The sequence below is a fragment of the Actinomadura barringtoniae genome (genome assembly GCF_017573505.1).
GTDB lineage: Bacteria > Actinomycetota > Actinomycetes > Streptosporangiales > Streptosporangiaceae > Spirillospora > Spirillospora barringtoniae.
On sequence record NZ_JAGEOJ010000001.1, the window covers coordinates 503573 to 527750 of the forward strand.

At 66.9% G+C, this 24178-nt stretch carries 22 protein-coding genes and 1 pseudogene; 10 read left to right on the forward strand and 13 right to left on the reverse strand.

Features of this window, described 5'->3' with window-relative positions:
* Positions 1-809: 809 nt before the first annotated feature.
* The 3 genes and pseudogenes from J4573_RS02210 to J4573_RS56900 all read left to right on the forward strand — a co-directional run.
* Positions 810-1076 carry a hypothetical protein gene (locus tag J4573_RS02210; RefSeq protein WP_208253474.1) on the forward strand — a complete coding sequence of 89 codons (267 nt, stop codon included), beginning with the start codon at positions 810-812 and terminating at the stop codon, positions 1074-1076.
* Entirely contained in the window at positions 1073-1225 is a 153-nt protein-coding gene (locus J4573_RS02215) for a hypothetical protein (protein ID WP_208253475.1), read from the forward strand. The genes J4573_RS02210 and J4573_RS02215 overlap by 4 nt, the downstream gene beginning before the upstream one ends.
* A 185-nt stretch (positions 1226-1410) precedes the next feature.
* Positions 1411-1530, forward strand: a pseudogene (locus J4573_RS56900) (integrase core domain-containing protein); the annotation flags it as partial.
* A 107-nt stretch (positions 1531-1637) separates the two neighbouring features.
* On the opposite strand, the gene J4573_RS02225 reads toward J4573_RS56900, so the two are convergent.
* A complete protein-coding gene (locus J4573_RS02225; RefSeq protein WP_208253476.1) occupies positions 1638-4580 on the reverse strand; it encodes an AfsR/SARP family transcriptional regulator in 2943 nt (980 codons plus the stop codon).
* A gap of 838 nt (positions 4581-5418) precedes the next feature.
* Between J4573_RS02225 and J4573_RS02230 the strand changes: the two genes are divergently transcribed.
* The gene (locus tag J4573_RS02230; RefSeq protein ID WP_208253477.1) at positions 5419-5682 is read left to right on the forward strand and encodes a hypothetical protein; all 264 of its coding nucleotides are present in this window, start codon (positions 5419-5421) and stop codon (positions 5680-5682) included.
* Positions 5683-5993: 311 nt separating this feature from the next.
* Here J4573_RS02230 and J4573_RS02235 read toward each other — a convergent pair whose 3' ends face one another.
* The 5 genes from J4573_RS02235 to J4573_RS02255 all read right to left on the reverse strand — a co-directional run bounded on the left by J4573_RS02235 (position 5994) and on the right by J4573_RS02255 (position 12231).
* A complete protein-coding gene (locus J4573_RS02235; protein WP_208253478.1) occupies positions 5994-7634 on the reverse strand; it encodes a CDGSH iron-sulfur domain-containing protein in 1641 nt (546 codons plus the stop codon).
* 466 nt (positions 7635-8100) lie between these two features.
* Entirely contained in the window at positions 8101-8532 is a 432-nt protein-coding gene (locus J4573_RS56570; RefSeq protein WP_208253479.1) for a CocE/NonD family hydrolase C-terminal non-catalytic domain-containing protein, read from the reverse strand.
* A gap of 400 nt (positions 8533-8932) precedes the next feature.
* Positions 8933-10408, reverse strand: a complete 1476-nt coding sequence (locus J4573_RS02245) for a pyridoxal phosphate-dependent decarboxylase family protein (protein WP_208253480.1) — start codon at positions 10406-10408, stop codon at positions 8933-8935.
* Between the two features lie 166 nt (positions 10409-10574).
* Positions 10575-11216, reverse strand: coding sequence for a response regulator (locus J4573_RS02250; RefSeq protein ID WP_208253823.1), 642 nt, complete (start codon positions 11214-11216; stop codon positions 10575-10577).
* A 13-nt stretch (positions 11217-11229) separates the two neighbouring features.
* Complete coding sequence (locus tag J4573_RS02255) at positions 11230-12231, reverse strand: sensor histidine kinase (RefSeq protein WP_208253481.1); 1002 nt, start codon at positions 12229-12231, stop codon at positions 11230-11232.
* Positions 12232-12360: 129 nt separating this feature from the next.
* Here J4573_RS02255 and J4573_RS02260 point away from each other — a divergent pair, with 129 nt between their 5' ends.
* The 4 genes from J4573_RS02260 to J4573_RS02275 all read left to right on the forward strand — a co-directional run bounded on the left by J4573_RS02260 (position 12361) and on the right by J4573_RS02275 (position 16299).
* A complete protein-coding gene (locus tag J4573_RS02260; RefSeq protein WP_208253482.1) occupies positions 12361-13461 on the forward strand; it encodes a hypothetical protein in 1101 nt (366 codons plus the stop codon).
* Positions 13462-13491: 30 nt separating this feature from the next.
* A complete protein-coding gene (locus J4573_RS02265; RefSeq protein ID WP_208253483.1) occupies positions 13492-13632 on the forward strand; it encodes a hypothetical protein in 141 nt (46 codons plus the stop codon).
* 1501 nt (positions 13633-15133) lie between these two features.
* Entirely contained in the window at positions 15134-15283 is a 150-nt protein-coding gene (locus tag J4573_RS02270) for a hypothetical protein (protein ID WP_208253484.1), read from the forward strand.
* A 242-nt stretch (positions 15284-15525) separates the two neighbouring features.
* The gene (locus tag J4573_RS02275) at positions 15526-16299 is read left to right on the forward strand and encodes a transposase family protein (RefSeq protein ID WP_208253485.1); all 774 of its coding nucleotides are present in this window, start codon (positions 15526-15528) and stop codon (positions 16297-16299) included.
* A gap of 9 nt (positions 16300-16308) precedes the next feature.
* Here the strand turns inward: J4573_RS02275 and J4573_RS02280 are convergent, their stop codons facing one another.
* A complete protein-coding gene (locus tag J4573_RS02280; protein WP_208253486.1) occupies positions 16309-17217 on the reverse strand; it encodes a LysR family transcriptional regulator in 909 nt (302 codons plus the stop codon).
* A gap of 139 nt (positions 17218-17356) precedes the next feature.
* Between J4573_RS02280 and J4573_RS02285 the strand changes: the two genes are divergently transcribed.
* Complete coding sequence (locus J4573_RS02285) at positions 17357-18910, forward strand: MFS transporter (protein ID WP_208253487.1); 1554 nt, start codon at positions 17357-17359, stop codon at positions 18908-18910.
* Positions 18907-19323, forward strand: coding sequence for a YciI family protein (locus tag J4573_RS02290; RefSeq protein ID WP_208253488.1), 417 nt, complete (start codon positions 18907-18909; stop codon positions 19321-19323). The genes J4573_RS02285 and J4573_RS02290 overlap by 4 nt, the downstream gene beginning before the upstream one ends.
* 334 nt (positions 19324-19657) lie before the next feature.
* Here the strand turns inward: J4573_RS02290 and J4573_RS02295 are convergent, their stop codons facing one another.
* The 6 genes from J4573_RS02295 to J4573_RS02320 all read right to left on the reverse strand — a co-directional run bounded on the left by J4573_RS02295 (position 19658) and on the right by J4573_RS02320 (position 24175).
* Positions 19658-20095: a S26 family signal peptidase gene (locus J4573_RS02295; RefSeq protein ID WP_208253489.1), complete on the reverse strand. Its 438-nt coding sequence runs from the start codon at positions 20093-20095 to the stop codon at positions 19658-19660.
* Between the two features lie 24 nt (positions 20096-20119).
* Positions 20120-20662, reverse strand: a complete 543-nt coding sequence (locus J4573_RS02300) for a TlpA family protein disulfide reductase (RefSeq protein WP_208253490.1) — start codon at positions 20660-20662, stop codon at positions 20120-20122.
* A gap of 1 nt (position 20663) precedes the next feature.
* Complete coding sequence (locus J4573_RS02305) at positions 20664-21248, reverse strand: MauE/DoxX family redox-associated membrane protein (protein WP_208253491.1); 585 nt, start codon at positions 21246-21248, stop codon at positions 20664-20666.
* A 370-nt stretch (positions 21249-21618) separates the two neighbouring features.
* Positions 21619-22353, reverse strand: a complete 735-nt coding sequence (locus J4573_RS02310; protein WP_208253492.1) for a 2-hydroxychromene-2-carboxylate isomerase — start codon at positions 22351-22353, stop codon at positions 21619-21621.
* Positions 22350-23333: a hypothetical protein gene (locus J4573_RS02315; protein WP_208253493.1), complete on the reverse strand. Its 984-nt coding sequence runs from the start codon at positions 23331-23333 to the stop codon at positions 22350-22352. The genes J4573_RS02310 and J4573_RS02315 overlap by 4 nt, the downstream gene beginning before the upstream one ends.
* Before the next feature lie 14 nt (positions 23334-23347).
* Complete coding sequence (locus J4573_RS02320; protein ID WP_208253494.1) at positions 23348-24175, reverse strand: alpha/beta fold hydrolase; 828 nt, start codon at positions 24173-24175, stop codon at positions 23348-23350.
* Positions 24176-24178: the final 3 nt, after the last annotated feature.

Below are 24178 nucleotides of genomic sequence, written 5' to 3' on the forward strand. Positions count from 1 at the left end.
GCCTCCCCCCATCTCGGGTTCGAGTTCGAGGCGCCGCCCCTCAGGAACGAACACGTACTGACGCAGCAGGCCCCGGAGAGCCGCGTAATCCGGCCGTCCCGGCAATTCCTTGACGAAGACGATCGTTACAGCCGTCATCGTGTCCGTGAGGCCCTCCCGAGACTTGGCAGCAGCGCGAGGCCACCGAGCATCCACGTACGCACGGGCGAACGCCAACCACATCCGAGCGTTGGCTGCCTTGATCATGGACGCAGGGAGGCCCAGGTTGGGGGTGCGGGCGTATTTGCTGGGGTTGTTGTCAAAGTTGGACCCGGCGCAGGTGTGGAAACCGGTCGTCCGGCGTCCGTGACGGGCTCCCCGCGGGGTACCGGCAGGGCGGGTGCGCAGTCACACCCCTGGGCCGCTCGGCAGGCAACCGACGCGCACGCGCGGGCGCGGCCACATCTTGTGGCAGACGACGCATGCGTCGCCCTCGCGCTGCGCGGCGCTCAGAGCGCCGGGGCCGAACCTGAGTTCACCGTACGGCCCATTGCTCACCCCCCGTGGCGGAGAGCACCTCTTTATAGGAGGGCCCGTCACTATCCGAGGGAGAAGAAAACGCATCGGCCTCCTGGCAAGTGCCAGGAGGCCGATGCTCGGAGGTCTCACCGCAATGATGAGGCATGCAGGCGAGATCTCGCGGGCTCCCGTGCCGGAGTCCCGCTTGCGATTGAGGAGCTGTGCATACAGCTGGCGGGGCCACCCGGGACGTGGCTCAGCCGACGGCACTGGGCCCGGCATGTCAACCTTCTCCCACCATCCGCGCTTCCATGTGGATCAAGAAAGTTGCACCGAGCTCCTCCGCAACACAACGAGGCTACGATCAGCAACTGGCGGCTAGCTGGCGGAACCCTGGCGGCTCGATACGTCACCCTGGCGAAGACTTGGCCGAACCGTCCATGGGCATTCCGGGCGGTGATGGCGAGGTGTTGATGCTGGCCGGCCGTGACGAACGCGTGGATCCTGGACGGGATCCTGAGTGGCTGGTTGAGCAGCGGTACCGGGCGGTGCTGGAGGTGTTGGACGGTCGCCGGTGAGTGAGGTGGCGGTCCGGTACGGGGGCTCCAAGCAGGCGGTCTACACCTGGAGGGCCAAGCACGCGGCGGGCGGGATCGACGCGTTGCGGGAGGCGGCCGCACACCAGCCCGACCCGGGTACCGGCCGAGGTGGAGGCTCTGGCGTGTGAGATGCGGCGGGCGCATCCGCGGTGGGGCGCGCGGCGGATCGCCTTCGAACTCGCCCAGGCCGGGGGCCCCGCCGCCTGCGCGGGCGACGGTGAATCGCATCCTGGTCCGCAACGGCCTGGTCCGCCGTCAAGAGCAGCAGCATCGCCGCAAGTACAAGGTGGCAGCGTGAGGCGCCGATGCACTTGTCTGCCGAGAGAACGGCATCACCGCCAAGCTGACCAAGCCGTACTCGCCGACCACCACGGGCAAGATCGAACGGTGGCATCTGACCCTGCGACGCGAACTGCTGGACCCGCCCGAGCCGATCAAGGTTGAGCCGGCACCAGCATGACCAGCACATACCGATCATTACGGGACAGCCTTTAGCCGGGGCGTGCTAACACATGGCTCAGGTCGCGGCTTGCGCGTCGTTCACGCACATCTCGGCGTGCATTGGCGGCCCGCGTCTTCTAGCAGACGTTCAGCTCTGGCCACTGCGTGGTAGGCGCCGACATTTCCCAATATGGGAACGGCCATTTCAAGCACCTTGGCAGCCTCGGCCGATCGACCGGCGGCGATCTGGGCCGCGCCCAGGTCGAGCGAGACGGTCGCGCGGCCGCGTATGTCACCTGTAAGGTCCATGAGGGTGCAGGCGGCCTCGGCGGTCCGGGCAGCCTCCTGGTAGACGCCAGAACACAAATGGATTTGGCTCCGGAGGCTCAGACACCAAGCGAAATTGTTGTCGTTGCGCTGGCGGCCGATCAGCGTGGTCGCCTTGTCGCAGGCTTTAGTGGCGCCTTCCAGGTCACCGATGGCCAAAAGACATCGGCCGTAGCGCATCAATATGTCATTTTCGACTTCTGGTGCGTTGAGTTCACTGGCGTGCCGGAGAGCATCTTCATAGCAGAGGCGGGCGCGTTCCGGCTGCCCGCCGGCAGAGAGAGCGTCGGCATGGCTGCGAGATGCCAATGCCATGAGGGCGGGCCGGTCGGTGGTCTGGGCGATGCGTACGGCCCGCTCGGCCGACTCCTCGTCGAAAACGCCCTGGAGTGAACGGGCGAAGGCAAGGCTGGCCAGGCTGTAAGCGAGCTCGACGGGCTGGTTCAGCTGCTCGAACGCGCCGGTACATCGGGCGAAAGCCGCAGTCGCCTCGTTGAGATCGTTGGTCAGAGCAAGGACGGCGCGCCCATACTCGACTCGCCACGCCACTGGTTCATCGCCTTCCTTCAGGGCGGCATCGTGGATCGTGGTGAGGGCGTGGCGCAAATGAGTGAAGCCCCCCACCGCGGCCAGGGCGGGGAAGGTAAGGCTCGCCAGCAGTGCAGCCGCACGATGGTCGCCCAGGCGGCAGGCCTGATCGATCGTTGCGAGCAGGAGTCGACGCTCGGTATGCACCCACGTGCCCAGATCCGCCATCGCGGGAGCGGCGGGAGCGTTCGACGCAAGCGTGAGCGTCCCCAACGACTCCTCCACAGGCGGAATCTCCAGAAACTGCGCAGCCTCCAAGTCCATTGGCCGGGCGATCGCGATCAGCGTCTCAAGCAGCCTTCCGAGCGCCTCACGGTGGAGTCTTGGGTCCGCCACCTCCGCCAACTCCCGTGCATACAGCGCGATGAGGTCGTGGGGACGGTAGCGGGGTTCGCCGGTGGCTCCCGTGGTGGCCGGATCGATGAGGCCGGCCGCCGTCAGCCGTTCGATCAGAACCTGGCAGTCGGCGCGGTCGACCAACGCGGCCAGTGTCCAGGACGTGAAGTCTCCGGCCGGAAGCATTCCCATGTGAAGAAAGGCACGCCTGGTCTCTTCGTCAAGGTTCTCGTAGCTGAGTTCAAGCCCCGTACGCACGGTGAGATCGGCCGAAGACAGCTCATCCAAGCGGTGTCGTTCGTCGTCCAACCGGTCTGCCAGCACCGCCAGCCCCAGTGCCGGTTGAGTCGTCAGCCGCGCGCCAAGGATCCGAACGGCCATCGGCAGACCGGCGCACAGCTCCGCGATCCGCTGGGCCGCCTGGGGCTCGGCGGAGACTCGATGGTCACCGATGATCAGGCGGAGCATGTCCACGGACTCCGCCGCATCCAACTGCTCAAGACGATGGTGGTGCGAACCGGGGAGGGCGCTCAGCGCCGAGCGGCTCGTGATGAGGACGGCGCACGACTCCGTGCCGGGCAGGAACGGCGTGATCTGCTCGATCCCCGAGGCGTCATCCAGGACCAGCAGAACCCGTTTGTCGGCCAGGCGAGCCCGCCATGCCGAGGCGCGTGTCTGCAGGTTGCCGGGCATGGCCCCCGTGGGGACTCCGCTGGCCATCAACAGGTCCCCGAGCAGACCCGCGGGGTCGACCGCACCGGTGGGAGAACTGGCTTGGAGCTCGATGTACCACTGGCCGTCCGGATAGAGCGGCCGCAGGCTGTGCGCGACACGTCCCGCAAGGGCGGTCTTGCCTATGCCAGGCGGACCCCAGATCACCACAGGGCCGCCATCTTGGTGGGTGCTCAGGCGTTCGACGAGCCGGTCGTGGTCATGCGCGCGGCCGGTGAAGTCGCCGGGCACCTGCGGTAGCTGACAGAGCCCATGCCAAGAGCCGAGCTGTGGAATCGACGGCTCCGAGGCGGGTGACGTCAGGTCGGGGGTGCCCGCCAAGATCGCCTGATGGAGTTCTTGAAGCTCGCTTCCAGGTTCGATGCCGAGTTCGGTCGTGAGCTCTTGCCGTACGTCCTGGTAGACGGCGAGCGCGTCGGCCTGCCTTCCGGAGCCGTACAACGCCCTCATCAGCTGCGCCCACAGCCCCTCTCGCAGGGGATGCGCACGGGTGAGACGACGCAGTTCACCCACGATCTCGCTGTATCGGCCGAGCATCAGGTCCAGGTCGATCCGTCTGCTCAGCGCCGCGAACTTGAGCTCCTGGAGCCGTTCTGCCTCGCCAATCCGCAGTGACTCTGACGGGATGTCGGCAAGCGCGGGCCCGCGCCACAGGCCGAGCGCGGCCGACAGATGCGTATGCTCCGCGGCGGGTTGCTCATCCTTGCGTGCCTGTTCGGCGTCGGCGAGCAGCGCCTGAAAGCGATCGAGGTCCAATTCGCCGGGCTCGACCTGGATCACATAGCCGGACTCCTGTGTACGGATGACGTCATGCTCTCCGAACGCCCGCCGCAACCGCAGCACGAGCGAGTGCAGAACCGTCCGAGCGGATCTGGGCGGTTCCTCCCAGATGCAGTCGACCAGTGTCTCAAGGGAGACGGGCTGGTTCGCGTGCAGCAAGAGGGCGGCGACCACGGCCCGGGCCTTTCCCGCCGCGATCGTGACCGGGCGGCCGTCGAGCCGGATCTCCAGCGCGCCGAGGAGCCCGAACGAACGTGAATCACCATCTCCGTACGCCATCCGCGCCCCACCTCCACCATGACAGGACCCATTCGGTGCCCTCGGCCGGCGTTTCGCCTTCATCCTCCGCATCGGGCGTCCGCGGCAGCCATATGCCGATCGGCACATCACCACACCCCGTGCCAACTCGCTCCGTGGCGTCCGGCACCCGCAGGTCGAGACGCCGCGTCAGGCGCGCTCGGCGTTCATGATCGGCCTTTCCCGACAAATCAATACAATACAGGTGTGCATTGGAACAACAACCTCCCTTTCAGATCCCGATCGACTCGGGCGCGGACTCGACCGGGCAAGTGGCTACCGATGTGCAGGACGTGGTGTTACCAGCGGGTGTCATTGCTCTCATGGGTACTCGTGCCGCCCGCGCGGGGCAGCACGAGTACCCAAGACCTGACCCGGCGGCCGGTCACGGCGCTCTTGGCCGCGCCGTCGGCACAACGGTCCTGACTGGCGGCGCGGCCTCGGTGTACGTCGGCTTCCAGGCGGCCGTGGACGGCGACTACTCGGTTCTGACACCACACGACAGGCAGATCTGGCGAACTCTGGCCCCACGCCCGGACGCTGCAGAGAGAAGAGGGTCTCTGGATCGCGCCCAATGAGCCCCTTTCAATGGTGGGAGGCTCGCGGGTCTAAAGCACGTGGATGGCCTTGGCGAGGCAGCCCCGGCGCGGCGCGGGCAACACCGTAGCTTGCGGAGGAACGGTACGACCCGGGAAGCGGGAGCGGGGCCTCGTGGAGTGGCATGTCCGAGCATGGACGTCCGGATGAGCACGACACAGCGGGGACCGGTTCACCAAATGGCTCCTATCCAGGAAGCGCGGCAACCCGCCGACGACCTGCGGTGAGCCTGCCTCGTCCTCCGCTCCGTCCGCTCGTCTGGAGGGCCAACGCTGCCAGCAACGCACCCATCTCCCGCGTCGTCATCGGCAATCTGGACAACCACGAGGACCTGCACATCGCCGCCGTCGTCGGCACCAGCGACCAGGTGCCGGACACCTCGTCGGTCTCGACCACGCAGGTCGGCTACCGTGCTCTGCTACCTGGACGCGCTCCCCCGGCGACGTCCGTCGGATCGGTGTCGAGGGCACTGGGGCCCACCACCTGATCCAAAACGACAGCAATCCGCAGAGCATCCACGGCACCCAGTTCGCCTCCTGGGCCTCACCGCGGGACGGGCCGTGATGCTGGGAGCGGAATCAACCCAGTCCAGCTGATCTGGATCGAGGGTCTCATCGAACGTCACCTCGCGCCCGAGCGTGGCCCTGATCGCGCGCCGGTCACACACGGGCCGAATGCCTGTGATGATGTTTCTACTCTGGCGGCCGGGGTGTTCGCAGGGCCTATGTACCAAACAGCAATTTCTTCTGGCGTCGTACAGACGATGTTCGTGCCGTCCGGGAGGAGGAGGTGAGATGCCTACGCAGGCGTGCCCTCGTTGATCCAGCGTGCGAAGAACTCGACCTTCTCCTCGGGCCAGGCGCCGTCACACGGCATGCTCCCCTGCCGAAGGCGTGCGAGGATGGCGTCGGCATGGTGGACCACGTCGTCGTATGACCACAGGTCGAAGACGAAGGCCATGGAGCGGCGGTCCATGGCACGGAACAGCGGTTTGACATGCGAGTCAAAGCTGATCGCCTGCCCGGGCGCAGGAAGCTCCACGGGCGGCCGTTCATCAAACCCGGGTTCCAGGGCGGACACTCGGGTTCCCGGGGCGGCATCGCAGACCCACCACCATTTGGGCACGGGCATGCGAGCGGGCGGTCGCGCGCCGGGTTGGGAGTTCTCGACGGCGATGCGGGAACCCCACTCGATGTAGGCGACGAACGCCGCGCTGAACTCAGGGTCGGTGGGAAGCCCGGCATCAGCCGCCGACCTGATGATCAGTTGAGCCCAGCGCGCACGTTGCTCCTCAGTCAGCGCCTTGCCCTGATGCTGGCTCACCATCCGTTCGTAGCCACCGTATTGCCCGGTGTAACTCTTGGGGCCACCGAAGGTCTCGGCCAGCCAGGCGGCGACACGTTCGGGATGGTCCGGTTCCATGCTCCCGAAAAGAGGCGCGAGAAGCGGATCCTCCGGTACATACCGCTCGTAGAAGATGCGAGTCATCCGGGTCAGTGAGGGAAGCCCGCCCACCCATTCGAACAGGGTGGGTGTTCTGTCGGGATCAGGTTCGGGGTCTCGGAAGTTCACGTACCAATGCATCCCGCTGCAGAACGGTTTGTTCTGGGAATGCCCGCACCGGCAAAGACTGTAGTGCTCGGGAGAGGCACCCTTATTCTGGGGTTCGAGATCCTCTTGGGGACCGGTGAGGGGAATGGCCCCGATCACGCGGTAGGGACCGTCCTTCGAGACCTCGATGGACGCCGGCCGGTCCTGGGCGGGTGCTGCTTCGCCACCGATCGCATACCCCAGGGCGCCTGAGGGACAGTTCCTGACCGCACGAACGATCTCGTCCATCCGGCCGCCGCTCGGAGCCACGAACGGCTCGTCGTGCGCCCGGAATACATTCGACAGCCGGTCCGTGCACAAGCCCGAGTGCGCGCAGGTTCCACGGTTGTCGAAGACAGTGATCTGCTGGCCGGGGTAGGTGTCGAGCCGATCAGGAACCCGCCCGGGATCCTTACCATCGACGAAACCGACCTTGGCATGGCTGCCATCGCAGAACGGCTTGTTCTTCGATTCCCCGCAGCGGCAGAGCGCCATCTGTGGCCGAACCGGGAGCGGCCGTCCAAGGTGATCGAGGAGCCGCTCGGCATTGGTCACCAGGTACGGGCCGTTCGGCGCGATCTGGATCCGGCATGGCATACCGGCCTGGAGGCGCGCCAGTTCCTCGATCCTGGCGGCGGCATCGCCCGGACCATCAGCAGGGGCGATGAGGCAGGAGAGCTCCTGCAGTGCCGCCGCGACCTCGTACAACTCGACCGGCGCGCCCGGATCCGTCAGTAGCGCGGTCACATCTTTGGTCAGCGACCACAACTCGTCCGCGAACACCCCCTCGGCCGACACCGACGGCTCGATCACGTCGGTCGGCACCTCGGACTCGAGAAGGTCGGACAACGGCCGGATTACAGAGTCGGCCAGGCACCTGTCCACATTCGACGATGGTTTGGCGCCAATGTCTCCTTCTCCCCGGGAGTCCTCCAACCGCCCTAGCAGCGAACTCGCTCGAATCAGGAGCGCGGTCAGTTGCTCCACACGACCAGCACAAGAGGTGCGCGAATTCATTGCCATCCTCAGCTCGGGTTCGTCAGAAGGATGGCAATGGAGGCTGGCGGGGAACTGGCGCGACGCTAGCGTTCGTATACGGGCCGGCAAAGACGGGCCGCTAGTCCCGTTTTCCGCACGTGTGGATCTTTAGGGGTCGTGCGGTGCGTCGGGTTGGTCTTGGGCCGGTAGGGCGGCAGCGTGCTGGGGTGTGGGACAGTATGCGCGGTTCGGGGTGCCGTCGGAGGAGAAGCTGCTGGGGGCGTTGCCGGCGGTGGCGGGTTTGTGTTCCCTGTTGAGATCTTCTAGGCCTCGCCGCTCAGCAGATCACGCCGTCGGCGGCGCCCGGTTTCCGTCGCGGACAGAGGTCGCCGCGGCGTATGCCACCGTGACAGGCAGCGACGTTGTGCAACTGCCGTTCTACTATGCCTTCGCATGGTGGCGGATGGCTTGCATCTTGCATGGTGTCGCGGCTCGCTGCCAGGGTGGCACCGCCGGCGGTGAGAATGGCGACCCAGATTCGATGAAGCGCAAAGCGCATGGTGCGGCCGAGAGCACACGACGAGCACTGTCGGACACAGGCTTGATCATCGCCGCCTGAGGCCTTGCACCTGCTCGAAGAGACCTGCACTTGCAGCCTGTGACCAGCCGCGAAGAGATACCTGCTCGGGCTCGATTCCACGCTGATCGACTGCGGTGACTCGGGCTCGACCGGGCCAGGGCGTTCGGGTGGGAAGCGAAGCCGGACCACTCCGTCGCAGATTCCCCCTCGAAGCGCCGTCTGGTGCGACGTCGGCTAGCCGCGCGGTGAAGCCCGCGCGCCGCGTCGGGGGGCGGTGCTTGACCACCCTTCATGTGAACGGCCGCTTCCGTCGAGCCAGAACGAGCGAACACCGCTGCTCCGACGGGCAACGCCCAGCAAAGGAGCCAGTGGGGCCAGCTTGTCGGTCATGAACGGGCGGCGGCTGTAAGGCTCAGCAGCCGGCTTCAGGGTCAAGAGTGGTAGGCCCACTGGCGCAGCTTGGCTGCCAGATGACCGAGGAGTCCGTCGGCCAGGTGGTCACCCGGCTGCGCAGGGGCTCATGGAGCGGACGGCCCCCTCGAATGCCGGAGCCTTCCGGACGCGCAACATGATCATCGGCAGACGGTTCCTAGCGCGGTATGGCGGCGCGGGCCTCGCCTAGCGCAGCCACTACGGCTTCGATGTCCTTGGCGCGCGTACGGTAACTCGTCACGCAGAGCCGGATCGCGGGACGGCCGTCGAGCCGCACCAGACTGACCCAAGCATTTCCGCTGCGGATAACGTAGCCGACCACTGCGGAATGCCACTGCTCGCAACGCTCCCGGCCTAGCTCTTCTGCCTCGGCGTCGGCCACACATACCACCGGAAGCAGCGTGTCGTTGATACGACGCCAGCCGTCCTCGGCAAGCCGACGAGCAAGCAGAACTCCCAGCTCAGTATCACGCTCCATCTGCTTCGCATAAGCCTCCCGGCCCGCCGCGGCCAGCGCTAGAAACACCTTCAGCCCCGCGAAGCGGCGGGACCACTGCACGCTCATGAGGTACGGGTCCTGGACCACGTCACTGTCCGCGGGCATGTACGAAGTGCTCACCCGGAAGCTGTCCGCCAAGCCCTCTGGGTGCCGGGTGAGGAACATACCCGCGCCCATCGGGGCGGACAGCCACTTGTGCGCGTCGATGGTCACGCTGTCGGCGCGCTCTACTCCGGCGAGCAGCGGGCGTAGCCGGTCGGACAGCACCACCGCGCCGCCCCAGGCCGCGTCGACGTGGAAATGCAACCCCCACGACCGAGCGAGGTCCGCCAGTTCCGGCAGTGGGTCTATGGCGCCGCCGCCCGTGGTCCCTGCGGTAGCGACCAGCAGAAACGGTACCCGGCCCGCGCTGACGTCCCGGTCGTGCAGCGCGCGCAGGCGCTCGAGATCGAGTTGGCCTGCGGCGTCGACCGGGACGAGCCGCACGGCATGCCGACCGAGTCCGGTCAGGTGCGCGATCTTCAACCAAGCGAGATGGCTCTCGGCTGACGCGTAGAGCACCGGCTGCCCTGCCAGGCCCGTGAGGCCCCTGTCCGAGTACTCGGCGAAGCGCCGGGTAAGAGCAACGACGACGGCCGTCAGATTGGCCTCAGCACCACCGACGGTGAAGCTCCCGTCCGTGTGGGTCGGCAGTCCCAGGCGGGCGGCGACAAAGCGCAGCACGTGCCGCTCCATCTCAACGGCGGCCGGAGCGTGGTTGTAGGCGGCCAGCTGCGGATTGACGCCGGCGGCGATGAGCTCGCCGGCAACTCCCCACCATGTGGGCGTGGGAACGAAGAGACCGAGGTAGCGCGGGTGCGTGGGGTGTACCCCCCAGCGCCGCAGAGCAGCCGCCACCTCGGGCAGTACCTCACCTGCCGGTCGTGGTGCGTCGAAGTCGAAGCCAGCTAGCCACTCGCGAATCTGATCGGTGCCTGGGACGTCGGGGGCCACCGGGCCGTCGATCACTGCCGCCGCGTGGTGTGTGACGAGCTCGACGGCCTCTGCGAGCAACCGGGCCCCCTCCTCGGTGCCGACGTCCAACGGGCCCGGCCCGTGCAAATTCCGGAGAGCCTCCGTAGCGATCTCAGCCATGCCGCCTACCCTCGGCGAGCTGCATCCCCGCCTCCAGAGCCAAAGAGGAAGCGTCTTGCTGGACCAATGAGGCCATCCGTGCCACTTGGCCGGACAGTCTGATTCCTGACGTGCGGATCAGGAAGATCACCGGATAGACGGCGTCCAGTGGCAGGTTCTGCCAGTGCTAGTGAACCAGGCCGCTCTTCCATGCCCACGCCGCGATGCCTACGCGGTTGCGGGCGCCGACCTTACGCTGGATGGCCGCGACGTGATTCTTGACGGTGCCGGGCGAGATGAACAACTGCTCGGCGATCTCGGCGTTGGTGTGACCACCGGCGACCAGTCGCGCGATGTCTGTTTCACGCTCGGAGAGATGCCTGTTCGGCAGCACGGATTCCCTCTCAGTGAGATCTCGCAGCAGGCGCACGGTGATCTGGGGGCTGATGAGCGTGTCCCCGGACATGGCCGCTCGCACTGCCTCCACCAGCAGGGACGGGCTTGACCGCTTCAGCAGGAACCCGGTGGCGCCGTTCTGCAGCGCGGTGTGCACGTACTCGTCCAGGTCGAAGGTCGTGACGACCACCACCCTGATCGGAGCGGTGGCCTCCGGCCCCGCCAGCGCCCGGGTGACCGCAAGGCCGTCCGCGCCGGGCATCCGGATGTCGGCCAGCACCACATCAGGTCGCAGCAGCCGCGCCTGTTCGATCGCGGACGTCCCGTCAGCGGCCTCGGCGACCACGGTCATGTCCGGCTGAGCGTCCAGGATGATCCGGAACGCACCCCGGATGGGTTCCTGATCGTCGGCGATCAAAATACGAATGGCCATGCGGGGCATGCTCTCATCGCCCGTTCAACGGCAGGACCGCCACGACCCGCCAACCTCGAGGCTGCACGGGGCCCGCGTCCAGTGAACCGCCCAGGATCGCGACCCGTTCCTGCAGGCCGGGTAGCCCGAGGCCGCCTCGCCTGCCCAGCGCGCCCTTCGCGCCGCCACGCCCGTCGTCGACGACACTGACCTCCAGGGAGCGGCCGTCCACGCGCGCGACGCTGATCGTGACCCGGCTCGCGTCCGCGGCGTGCCTGCGCACATTCGTCAGGGCCTCCACGACCACGCGGTACGCGGTCGCTCCCACCTCGCGCGGCGCATCCAGATCCGGAACGAGGTCGAGATCGACCTGCGCGTTTCCGGACGCGCCGAACCGCTCGACGAGATCGGGCAGCTCGTTGAGCGATGGCAGCGCCACCGCAGGTGCCGTGTGGAGCATCCGTAGCGTGCGGTCCATGGATTCCAGCGCTCGCTGCGCGGACTGCTCGATGATCTGGAGCGCCCCCGCCGAGGCCGTTGCCGCCTCGCGTTCGGCATGGATCTGGCCTGCCTGGGCTTGGGCAAGGATCTCGCTTACGTCATGTGCCACGAAGTCGTGCAGGTCTCGCGCCAACTCCAGCCTCTGTTCCCGCCGTGTCTCCGCGACCGCCCTGTCGCGCCGCTCGTCCAGCATTCGCAAGTAGAGGCCGACCACGACGGCCAGCGCGGTCAGGAACGACCACGCTCCGAACGCGGCGAGCAGCGTCCCGTCCGGATTTCCGTAACGCAGGAGCAGCGAGGGCGCCGCGAAGCCCGCCAGGCATGCGGCGATGGCCGACCGATGAGAGTTGCCCGGGTACCGTACGGTCAGCAACGTCAGCGTTCCCAGCACCGCCGCCTCGACCAGTGTCAACGTGCCCTCGGCGCTGGAACCCTCCTTGTAGAAGTGTCCGGACGCCCACACCGCCGCCGTCGCGGTCAGCGACACCCCACCGGCCACCGCTGTGAGGATCGGGATCGTGGCCCTGCTGTTCACGGCCTAGATTCTAGAGATCCGTCGGCGTGATCGACCCATGCTGAACGGCATGCGATGCCCCTGTCTTCGCTGGTGAGCGTGACGATCGGCATGTGGCCGCGTGGCCGTCGCCTTGAGGACGCTGGAGCCATGAAGTTCATCAGGCAATGGCCGCAATGGTCGGGGTATGCGGCGGCTGGATGGTCACTGCTTTACGGATTGGCCGGACTGTACTGGTCAGTGGGAGGCGCGGGCTTTCCGTTCGCTCCCATCGACGAGGATTATCGATCCGGCTCATTGTTGGAAGGGGCCGATGCGCGGATGGTTGCGCCGATCATGGCGGTGACCGGTGCGGTCGGAGCCGTCATCGGTGTTCTGATGACACGCGTTCAGTGCCGCTTTCGTGTTTACATGCTCGGCTTTGCTTGGGCGCTGGCCGTCACGCTGGCGCTGATAATTCCGGACTATTCATTGATCGCCCTGGTCGCGTTGGCGCCGTTCATCCTGGTCTTCGCGTTCACCGGTGTACCGGGCGACCAAGGCGGCGTCGGCGACATCCTCTATTGGCACCGGATGAACCTCGTCATCCTGTTCGTCGGCGGGGTCCTGTGGGCGACCGCCGCACTCGCCTACCAGCGCCGTACGGCGGGGAACTGTGCGCACTGCGGGCGTAACGACCGGCCGTCTCCACAATGGATGAGCTCGCCGCAGCGCTGGGGACGGTGGGCGGTCTGGGTCGCGGTCGCCTCCTGCCTTCCGTACGAGATCACCCGCGTGGCCTGGTTCCTCGGTTATCCGCTGGGAATCCCCGACTCGTTCGAGCGGATGATGCAGGACACCCCCGGAATGCTGGAGATGGGCCTCGGCCTTGCGATCGCCTCGGCCCTGGGTGGCGTGCTCACGCATGGCCTGGTCCACCGATGGGGTGAGGTCTATCCGCGCTGGATCTGGTTCAAGGCCGGCCAGCGGGTGCCGCCCGCCCTGGCCATCGTCCCGGCATCGATCGTGGCGGCCGTGCTCATCCCGGCCGGCTTGATGAACCTTCAGCTTGGCTTCGATGCCGACTCATGGGCCGTCAATGCACCGGGGGTCCTCTGGGTGGTCTGGGGAGCTGCGCTCGGCGCCGCCACCCTCGCCTACCATCTCCGCCGCCGCGGCCCCTGCCGCCACTGCCACCGCGGCGCCGCCGGTCCATGCCTCCCGAGAGATCCGCAGCGCGCTGCCCGGCCTCCCTCGAATCGGCTGGCCTGACCGTGCCGACCGAGCAGACATGATGCCCGTATGGAGCAACGTCTCAGTGGACGGCTTGGCCGACAGGTCTCGGTGATCGAGCTCGGCACCTGGCAACTCGGCGCAGACTGGGGACAAGCCCGAGATAAGGACGCGCTGGCCGTCCTGGAGGCGGCGATCGAGACAGCGTGACCCCTTCCTCGACACCACCGACGTCCACGGAGACGGGCACAGCGAACGGATCTTGTGGTGCTGATGGAGTAGTGGTCAGGTCGGCCTTTGGGTGCGGGGCATAGGGCTGGCGGGCGCTTCCCCAAGGGCCGGCTCGACCTGCCGGACCAGGCCGCCCACCACCAACACAGCACCTGCGGCCAGCGCTCCATAGAGCCGCACAGCGTCACCTTGCCGCAGCAGCGTGAACGGGACACCACCGCACCGACCGCGACCACCAGGCACCTAACCGAATCGCTTGCTAGATCGTCCTCGTGCGCCAGCGTGCCTTCACTAGCTGGCAGGCCGACGACGACACACCAAGCACCGAAATTTACTGACAATCACACACTACGTCTGAGTTCGAACTTGCCGCATTTACGGCACGCACGACAGTTCCATCCATTGCTATATTTTATCCATTCACCCCATCGATGTTGGCCGTTCCTACTATTGGGGCAATGAGACATGTGAAAGTGGATTTTACCCACGTCAGTCAAACCGCCAATCCACAGCGGCGGTCGTCAAATTTTCGACCTTCTGCCCGAGACTCAAATCGATGACCAGGTGCCCTGCCGTGGCGTGCCTGATTGACCTGGATTGTGCCGTCACAAGCAGATAGGATCAGGGCGGGAGTCGCGCGCCTTTCACTGTCTCGACTCCCCAGAAATCGCCGAAGGCGTTATTCATGGTGCCGTTTATGAGTGTGCTATGAGCCGACATACAAGGCCCAGACTAGGGAGCCCGTGTCCGTGTAGATGGCATTACAGTAGTAGCCGGTTGAGCCGTCCGCATAACTCCTTCCGTCTATGTTGCATTGAGCCAGCCCCGCAGAAGTATGGGGATAGGCTCTGACGAACTCCCAGCTCTTCAGCTCAGCGGATCCAGTCACATATGCTGATGCTGAGTCCATGCCAGTCATGGTTGCGCCGATGATGATAGCGATTGTAAATACCCCCAGGCGGTTCTTGGCGCTTGACATGATTCTCGATCCTTTCGCGGGAATTGAATTTCGAGGCACAATACATTATTGCGTGGCGTACTTGCGTATTGCTGGCGCCAGCCTGGCGCCGCCCTTACTCAGCCACCTGCAGCGCTCCCCAAGGGCGGCGTGCACGCACATCATCTGCGGCCCTCGTCGTGGGGGGGCGGCCGGCGTCCGGCCCCGGTCCGTCTCCCGGCTCGCTGCGCTCGCCACCAGCCGGCAGGCTGGGCCATGGGGGGACTGCTCGATGAGCAGCTTGCCTCATATTCCCGCCGGGCCAAGCAGCGCCACTGACCCCCGCGTCCCGGTCACGAATCTTCTGAATCGGGTATGCCATGCCACCGGTGAGGCCGTAGAAAGCTGAGATGACCGATCTTCCTTACCCCGACGTCCGTTGTGAGGCACCAGGGCCTGGATACTCGGGGGTGTGCCGGCCCATTCTCCCGACGGACGTCTGCTAGCGGTCACCAGCGGCGACAAAAGCGACCAGATCAAAGTGTGGACATATCCGAATACCGTCAACTGGGCATTCCCCTCACCGGCTACCAAGGCGCGATCGCGGGCCTCACGTTCACCCCAGACAACAGCGCACTCATCAGCGTGGACGCAACCGGCAAACTGCTCTCACGTTCGATCGTGCCCAGCTGACTCACCACCGAGATCTGCGCCGAGTCCGGCCCCCTCACCCGGCACGAATGGAACACCTACATCCCCGACATCTCCAACCGAAACCCCTGCAGACAAACCACGGCCGTTTCTACATCACCAGTGAGCTGATTCCATCCTGATCTTGCGGTCACAGAGTGGTTGCGGCCTGCGCGGTGTGATCGGTAAACAGAGAGCTCCTGGTAGATCGAGGTTTGCGACGACCTTGACCACCAGGAGCTCTGATGCTGTTCTATCGCGCTGCCCTCGATCTTTCTTGCTCGGCCCGTAGGTTCGTGGCCGACCTCATCCGCGAGCATCGGCGCCGGGTCGGTTCGCGGTGGCGGCTTTTGGCGCCCGGCCGTCAGGCGCTGCTGGTGCTGGTGCACCTGAGGCGCAATGAGACCTTCGCCGGTTTGGCGGCGGCGCTCGGTATCGGGACCGCGACCGCGCATCGCTACGTGACCGAGGTGGTGGACCTGCTCGCCGAGCTGGCGCCTGACCTGCGCCAGGCCCTGCGGATCGCGGCGCGTAAGGCCTTCGTCATCCTCGATGGCACCCTGGTGTCGACCGACCGGCTGTCGGGCACCAACGACCGGCTGTACCACTCGGGCAAGCATCGCCGCCACGGGGTCAACATCCAGTTCCTAACCGACCCGCATGGCGAGCTGATCTGGGCGTCACCGGCACTGCCGGGCTCGACCCACGACCTGACCGCGGCTCGCAAGCACGGCATCATTCAAGGGCTGACCGCGCGGGCGATCGCCTGCTATGCCGACAAGGGTTACGTCGGCGCGGGCGGCGCGATCGGCACCCCCTACAAGCGCAGGAAGCGCCGCCCGCTGGGCAAACGTAAGAAGCTGTTCAACCGGCATCATGCCAAGATCCGCGCCTTGGGCGAGCGCGGCGCCGCCGCGCTCAAGCAGTGGCACATCCTGCGCAAGGCCCGGTGCTCACCCAGCCGCCTAACGGTCGTTGTCCAGGCAGTTCTCACCGTCCACCACCAGGCCGCCGGATGAGGGTGGAATTCAGCCGGGTGTGGTGTCGTCGGTGGATTGTTTGAGGACTTCGGTGGCGAGGGCGGCGAAGGCGCGGATGGCGGCGGTTTCGCGGGTGGTGGCCCAGACCAGGACGCTGCGGACTGGTGGTTGGCCGTGGAGGGGGATGTGGGTGACTTCGGGGTGGCGGTAGTAGTCCATGAAGGGTGCGACGGTGGGGTGGACGACTTCGCCGCGGGCGACGAGTTGGAGGACGTCGCTGCTCATGGTGATTTCGGGGCCGCGGGGGATGGGGCGGCCGGTGGGGGTGGTGGCGGGGTAGAACTGGTCGTAGGTGGGCTGGGGGATGCCGCTTTGGGAGATGACGGCGTAGTCGGCGAGGTCTTCGATGGTGGCGTGGCCGCGTTGGGCGAGCGGGTGGCCGGTGTGCACCAGCAGGATGCGGTCTTCCTCGCTGAGGACCGGTCCGAGGGTCAGGCCGGGCTCGTCCACCGGTACGCGGTGGCACATCAGGTCGTAGGTGCCCTTGCGGAGCAGGGACAGGTCACCGGGGAAGTCCTCGGTGACCATCACCTTGCAGTCGGGGTACCGGTCCTGGAAGGTGCGGACGATCATCGTGAATGACTGGCCGGCCATGGAGTAGGTGGGCAGGCAGATGCGCAGGGCACCGCTGACCCCCTTGGCCAGGTCGGTGGCGATGCGCATCGCCCGCTGGAATTGCTGTTGTGCGGGAATGAGTTCGTCGCGTAGCCGCTCGCCCAGTGGTGTGAGGCGGACGCGGCGGGTGGTCCGCTCGAACAGCTGGCCGCCGATGCGTTCTTCCAGGATGCGGATGGTCTGGCTGACCCGCGGCTGGGTGAGGTAGAGCCGCTCGGCGGTGCGGCCGAAATGCAGCTCCTCGGCGAGCACCAGGAAGATCTCTGCCTCGCGAAGTTCCACTCGCTGATTGTAGGCACTGATTAGCCGTGCTTATAAGCGACTTATCGGATCCGTCGTTGATCGGCGATAGCCGGCGCACCGAGGCTGAAGGCGACCGGCGCGGACCTCGCACCGGAGATCTTTGGAAAAGGAGACGGTGATGTCGGATGTGGCCGGGCCGCGTGCCCCTGCGGCCGGACGCCGCCAGTGGATCGGGCTGACCGTGCTGGTGCTGCCGACGCTGCTGGTGGCGATGGACATGACCTCGTTGTTCCTGGCGCTCCCGCGGCTCAGCGCGGACCTGGGCGCCAGCGGCACCGAGCAGCTGTGGATCAGCGACGCCTACGGCTTCATGGTCGCCGGGTTCGTGATCACGATGGGGACGCTCGGCGACCGGATCGGCCGCCGTCGCCTGCTGCTGGCCGGTGGGGCGGCGTTCGCCGTGCTCTCGGTGATCGCGGCCTACGCGTCCACACCGGAGATGATGATCGCCGCCAGGGGGCTGCTGGGCGTGGCGGGGGCGACGCTGATGCCCTCGACCCTGGCGCTGATCAGCAACATGTTCCGCAACGACCGGCAGCGCGGCAAGGCCATCTCGATCTGGGCCACCTGCCAGTTTGCCGGCGGTGCGCTCGGCCCGGTGCTGGCCGGGATCCTGCTGCAGCACTTCTGGTGGGGGTCGGTGTTCCTGATCGCCGTGCCCGCGATGGTGGTCCTGCTGCTGGCCGGTCCGGTCCTGCTTCCCGAGTACCGCAACCCGGCGCCCGGCCGGATCGACCCGATCAGCGTCGCGTTGTCGCTGGTGGCGGTGCTCGCGGTGGTGTATGGCCTCAAGCAGCTGGCCGTGCAGGGCTCCCACGACCTGACAGTGCCGCTCGCCGCGATCGCCCTCGGAACGGCCGTCGGCGTGGTCTTCGTCCGCCGCCAGCTCACCCTCGACACCCCGCTGCTGGACCTGCGACTGTTCGGCAACCGCTCGTTCACCGCCGTGCTGGTCGCGCTCGTGCTGGCAGGCGTCGCGATGGCCGGCACGGGCCTGCTGGTCACCCAGTACCTGCAAAGCGTCCTGGGGCATTCGCCCGCCGCCTCGGCGCTGCTGTTCGCGCCGATGGGCCTGGGCGTCGCGGTGGGCACCATGACCGCGCCCGCACTCGCCACGCGGATGCGGCCGACCACCGCCATCGCCGCCGGGCTCGCGGTGTCGGTACTGGGCTGCCTGCTGCTGACCCAGGTCGCCAGCGCCGGCGGGCTGGTCCTGGTGATGGTGGGCATCACGGTCCTGGCCCTGGGCACCGGCCCGCTGTTCGCACTCGGCACCGGAATGGTCGTCGGCTCCGTCCCGCCTGAGCGAGCCGGATCGGCCGCCTCGATGTCAGAGACCAGCAACTACTTCGGCTCCTCCCTCGGCCTGGCCCTGCTCGGCGTCACCGCCACCAGCCTCTACCAGGACCACATGGCGCACGCCGGCGCGCCCGCCGCCGCGCGCCAAACGCTCGCCGGTGCCCTCACCACCGCCCAGAACCTGCCACCCGCCCAGGCGACCCAACTGCTCCACACCGCCAAGGACGCCTTCACCTCCGGCCTGAACCTGACCGGCGCCATCGCAGCCACACTCTTCGCCACACTCGCCATCCTCGTCGCCACCACCCGCCGAGGCGAAGCGCCGGCCCGACTCCCCGAATCCCACGCCGAACTCCAAGGAGCCTCCTCATGAAATACATGCTGCTCATCCACAACCGCCCCGGCTACGTCGACGCACTACCTGAAGCCGACCGCGCCGAGCTCATCGACCAGGTCGAGACCGTCATGAAAGAACTCTCAGCCACCGGCGAACTGATCCGCGGCGAAGCCCTCGCCGACCCCTCCCAAACCCGCACCGTCCGAGTCCGCGACGGCCTCCCCGCCATCACCAACGGACCCTTCATCGCCACCGCCGAACAATTCGCCGGCTACCTCCTCGTCGACTGCGACACCCCCGAACGCGCCATCGAGATCGCCACCCAATGGCCCGACGCCCGCCACTACGCCATGGAAGTCCGCCCCATCACCCACCACACCGAGCCTGCCCCGGAACCCGTGGAACCCGAGGCAGCGGCGACCCCCTACCTGAACTCTGCTTCGTGGTAAGCCTCCAGACGTAACAAACCGCAGCCGAGGATCCCCGAATACCGAGGATCCTCGGCACATCCCTCCCACCCCATCCCCGGGCACGAGCGGCCCCAGACAACCAGCCGATGATCTACACAATTCAGGATGGAAAGGGCTCAGTGCACAGGACTCCGGGAATCAAGCAGAGGGCTTTGGAAACCGACACCGCACCACGGCACCGAGTGCGTTACGGGTGAGAGGTTGCCACCGCTGACGTGGTGAACGAGGCGCTGCTTCTGGAAGCCCTACAACATCACCGTCCCGGTAGCGAACAGGGCTCCCAGGCCGTGCAGGGCGGAGCCCGGCTTTCGGATCAGACGGAGGGACGTACGACCCTGCCGAGCAGGGTGTTCGAGCTGAAGTAACCGACTCGCCGTGAGTCGAAGCTGGCGGCACGGTTGTCCCCCAGCAGGACGAGCCGTCCAGCCGGGACCCGTGGCTCCATCACGTGCCGCAGTGCGGGCACCGCCTCGCGTGGGACGGGGTCGCCCGGCAATGCCGCCACACGCTTGATCAGCCACGGCGGAGCATCCGCCCTGGGCGGCCCGTCAGGCGGATGGGCCACCACCACCACCTGGCCGCGACGCAGCTCGGCCACCTCGGCTCGCCGGACCAGCACGCGCTGACCCGCATGCAAGGTGGGCTCCATGCTGCTGCCCTCAACAAGGACGGACAGGAACCGGCGCCGCAGAACCGTCAACGCCGTTCCAACGCCCGCCACCAGCACCATCGCGCCCACGGCCCAGATCATCCGGGCACTCCCCTGGCTGCCGGCTCAGCGGCCGACTGCCGATGACAGGGCGCTCAGATCAAAGCCGCTGCTCAGCACCACACCGCCCTCGACCAGCGCGAAGGCGGGGAAGCCGCGCACCGCCAGCGCCTCATAGACAGGCCCGTAGCGCCTCTCCCGCACGACCAGGGACACCGGCTCAAGGCGACTCACGTAGCCCCCGGAGTCGGCCTCCTCGTCGACGACGAGCGCCAGAACCTGCCGCCTGCCGCCCGGATGCGCCATGGCGTGCTCGACGAACTCGTCCAGCTGCGCCTCGCAGGCCGAGCAGCCCGGCGAGAACACACCTACCAGGGTGGTGTCGGCAAAGCCGTCCCGAGACACCTGCGCACCGTCGACGGTGCGCGCGTCGAAGTCCGCGACCACCTCGCCCGCCCCGAGCATCACCTCGACTGGCCCGCCTTGCCGGGCTAGATCGTCGAGCGTTTCGGTGTGCTCTCGCATTCGGCGAATGACCCCGAACGAGAACAGCAGGTTGACCAGGCCGAGCAGCCCGACGATGACCACGGCGACGACGAAGACGGACATGTCAGCTCCCGGTGGGTGAAGCCGACTCCGCGGAACGAGCCGGCGCGTAGAGATCGACGAGGTCGTCGACATGGATCAGGAGCAGCGCCACGACGGCTCCCCCGGCCATCGCGACCAGTGCCCCGGCGAGGTCGGCGGTCCCTTCACCGGCCAGCGAGCGCGTCGCCACACCGGCGAGCACCACGCCGAGCAACAGGCCGTTGCGAACGAGATGACGGCCGCGGAGGGGCCGTTCAGTTGATCCGAAGCAGGCGCACGTGGCCTCCCACCCCCGACGCACCGCCAGCGTCATCCCGAAGGTGAGGGCCGACAGGAGCAGACCGGCCAGCGCGAGCGACACCAGTTCGGCGATCACGCCACCGGGAACGGCGCCGATGACCGCCAGACCTGCCCAGCCGAGCCCCAGCGCCGCCACCAGCTCCGCGACGGTGACCACCGCGGCGACCTGCCGGACGAGACGACGCGGAATCAGCCGCACGGACCGCAGGGACTCAGCGAACGCGTCGCGCCGCATCAGCTTGCTCCAGGCGGACACTCCGAACACGACAAAGAGCACCGCGTAGAGACCGCTCAACAGGTAGAGCAATCGACTCTCCTCGGGCCGCTAAAGGCATACCTGGTCGACGACGCAGCCGGCCTTCCAGATCCTCGAACAGTCGCAGTTGGTGCAGTACCGCGGGATGGTCCCCATGGGGCACCCATCGCAGCCGCAGCACCTTGTCGTGTAGCAGTCGTTGCACGCGCAGGCTCCGGCCCTCGTCCTCGGGACCACGTAACTCACGAGGCGATCCGCGGCCCTTTCGATGAAGCTGAGCATTCGTTGAGCTCCCTTCCACCTGACCTGGCTTCTCATCAAGGATCGCCCGCCTTCCTAACTCCCCGCTGGCGTCCCACTGGCGCCGCGTGGAACGCCGCAAACAGGCATGCCGTTCCGCAGATTCGACGAGCGGCGTAGGTCAGCCGCAGCCTCCCGGGGCATCGGTGTCATAGGCGTCGGAAATCAAGGCGTGACCGTTCAAGTGCTCCGGGGAAAGCGGTGCCGTAGCCGCATTCTGATCGGGCACCCACGGGGCACCCGCAAAGACGTCGACGAAGGTCTCCAGGCGATCGAGGCCCCAGAACTTGTCCCGGCCGTAGCGCAGGTACGGTATGCCGAACACGCCGTCGTCATATGCCCGACACAGGCAGTCGATGCCTTCGGCGCGGATGTCGGGGTCTTCCGGTGCGCCGGTCATGACGGCGCCGTCCAGTCCGGCCTGCTCCGCGCAGCGGCGCACGGTGTCACGCGTGCAGATGTCCTCGCCGCGTTCCCAGCGAGCCGTGTTCAGAGCCTTGAACAGCTCCGCCTCGCGGCCCTCGCGGCGCGCTGCCAGATAGGCCAGGTGCGGGAGATCCCACCAGGGATCCCGGTCGATCGGCCAGCGCATCCGGTATCCGCGCTCAGCGGTCAACCGCCGGATGTCCTGGAGCAGGTACAGATGCTTGGCCTTGCTCATCTGCTGATAGTGGAACTTGGCCCCTCGGGAACTGACCCCGGCCAGGGTCACCTGATCAGGATCCCAGTAGGGGATGTACTCCAGCTGCCGGGAGATCTCCGGATGCCGGTCCTCCAGCTGCCTGACGGCCAGCCAGGAGTAAGGGCTGCGGAAGGAGAAGTACAGGCGCGGAGGAGCCTTCGGGCGGCGGCTCATCGGCTCGCTCCGCCGCCTTGGAGCGCGGCGGTGGTCGCCGCGTCGAACTCGACGAGAGTTCCCATGTCCGGCCCTTGGGTGACCGCGTAGCCGTGGGTGATGGTCGCGGTGGCCGTGTGGACGAGAACGTCGCCCCGGCAGACGAAGCACTCCAGCCTGCCGGTGTGCAGGACGTCCTTGACGATCGAATCGAGCGTGAAGACGGTGTGCAGCGTCTCTTCCATGTAGGCCGAGGCGTGCATGGTGAGCCGGACCTTGGACGCGACCGGGATCCAGTGCCGCTCCTTCAGCACCGAGCCGACGGAGATCTGCCGTTGCGCCAGGAAAAGGTCCACGGCCTCCTCGATCATCCGCACGTAGCCGGAGAACTGGAGCCGCTCGGATCCGTGGCAGAAGTAGTACGGCACCCGCTGGCTGATGACCAGTCCGTTCTCGACCGGAGTCGTCACCCGGTTCGTACCGATGTCATCGCCGGTCTCGGGGGCGAGGATCTCACGGAGGACGGTCAGCGCAGTTGAGGGGGTCTCCGCGCCGCTCAGGTGGCGGCCACGATCCCGGTGGGTGAACGGGGCGCACCACACGGGCAGTTCGACTTTCGCAGGCGGGTCGGAGAGCGGCAGCAGTCTCGCCTTCAGCGACCCCGTCAGCACCATGCGCCGGGTGCCCTCGCGGCTTGCGGTCATCCGGCAAGACGCGGCGAACGCGTCGACCGGCTCCATGGGCCGTAGTTCCACCTCGACGATGTCGTCGGCGAGCACAGGGGTGGGAAGCCGAGCCGAGATCTCGGTCAGATCGAGGGTCACGCCGTGCTCGGAGTACAACCGCCCGGCGCCCAGCCCGCGCTTCCGGAAATGGTCACGGACGGCCTCCTCCACTTGATAAAGGAAGTGTTTGAATCCGATCCAGGGGCCGATGTTGGCCCCCTCATAGCCGGGTCTTCCCGAGTAGCGGCTGATGGTCGGCTCAACGAGTGCGGTCATGTCCGGTCCTTTGATCAGGGGGTCAGGCACTGGTCGAAGAAGGTGATCATGGTTTCGGCGAGGTCCGGAGCCTGGTCCCGGATCGCGAAATGCCCGGCTCCGCGCAGCCTCACCAAGCGGCTCCTCGGCACCGCCGCAGTGAGCGCGGACAGGGACGCGGGGGTCGCGTAGGGATCGTCCGTGCCCGCGACGACCAGCGTCGCGATGTCGGGGCGGTCGAGATCCGGGATGCCGCCCACGGCGTAGAGCAGGAACAGTGAGTAGAAGCCGATCGGCCCCACCCGGTCCACGATCTTGTCGATCATGGTGGAGATGAGCTTCTGGTCGCCGCGGTCGAAATCCGGGCGCAGTCGTCCGACGAGGTCCTGGCCGATCATTTCCCGGAAGTCGTCCATCGCCCGGTACGCCGTCGCCCAGGTCACCGGTTCGCGCTCGCCGCGGTAGATGGGTGAGGCCAGCACGATGGCGCGCGGGCCGGGTCCGGACGCGCTGTGGAGGTGTTCCAGCATGGCGCCCGTCCCGAGCGAGTGCCCGACGATCACCGTCGGCTCCGCGTCGAGCAGGGCGAGTCCCGCTCCCAGCCAGTCGCCCAGCGAGCGCCTCCGGCACCAGGCGTAGCCGTTGCCGGTACGCCAGGGCAGGTCGAGCGCGAGCAGCCGGAACCGGCTCGCGAGCCGCTGCCCGATCCCGGACCAGATGTCCCAGCTCTCTTCCAGGCCGTGAACGAAGACGAGCGAAGGAGCCCGGGAGGTCGCTTCCTGAGCCTGGTAGAGGCGCAGGGTCTCCCCGTCCACCTCGGCCGAAGCGCTCAACGCCCAGCGCGAGCGATGGTGTGTCCGCACGGT

Excerpts from the sequence above, each read along its gene's own strand:
- J4573_RS02225 (WP_208253476.1), bottom strand. The coding sequence starts at position 4,580 with ATGGCGTACGGAGATGGTGATTCACGTTCGTTCGGGCTCCTCGGCGCG.
- J4573_RS02300 (WP_208253490.1), bottom strand. The coding sequence starts at position 20,662 with ATGTCCGTCTTCGTCGTCGCCGTGGTCATCGTCGGGCTGCTCGGCCTG.
- J4573_RS02310 (WP_208253492.1), bottom strand. The coding sequence starts at position 22,353 with ATGAGCCGCCGCCCGAAGGCTCCTCCGCGCCTGTACTTCTCCTTCCGC.
- J4573_RS02275 (WP_208253485.1), top strand. The coding sequence starts at position 15,526 with ATGCTGTTCTATCGCGCTGCCCTCGATCTTTCTTGCTCGGCCCGTAGG.
- J4573_RS02290 (WP_208253488.1), top strand. The coding sequence starts at position 18,907 with ATGAAATACATGCTGCTCATCCACAACCGCCCCGGCTACGTCGACGCA.
- J4573_RS02315 (WP_208253493.1), bottom strand. The coding sequence starts at position 23,333 with ATGACCGCACTCGTTGAGCCGACCATCAGCCGCTACTCGGGAAGACCC.
- J4573_RS02295 (WP_208253489.1), bottom strand. The coding sequence starts at position 20,095 with ATGATCTGGGCCGTGGGCGCGATGGTGCTGGTGGCGGGCGTTGGAACG.
- J4573_RS02245 (WP_208253480.1), bottom strand. The coding sequence starts at position 10,408 with ATGGCTGAGATCGCTACGGAGGCTCTCCGGAATTTGCACGGGCCGGGC.
- J4573_RS02285 (WP_208253487.1), top strand. The coding sequence starts at position 17,357 with ATGTCGGATGTGGCCGGGCCGCGTGCCCCTGCGGCCGGACGCCGCCAG.
- J4573_RS02250 (WP_208253823.1), bottom strand. The coding sequence starts at position 11,216 with ATGGCCATTCGTATTTTGATCGCCGACGATCAGGAACCCATCCGGGGT.
- J4573_RS02265 (WP_208253483.1), top strand. The coding sequence starts at position 13,492 with ATGGAGCAACGTCTCAGTGGACGGCTTGGCCGACAGGTCTCGGTGATC.
- J4573_RS02210 (WP_208253474.1), top strand. The coding sequence starts at position 810 with ATGTGGATCAAGAAAGTTGCACCGAGCTCCTCCGCAACACAACGAGGC.
- J4573_RS02260 (WP_208253482.1), top strand. The coding sequence starts at position 12,361 with ATGAAGTTCATCAGGCAATGGCCGCAATGGTCGGGGTATGCGGCGGCT.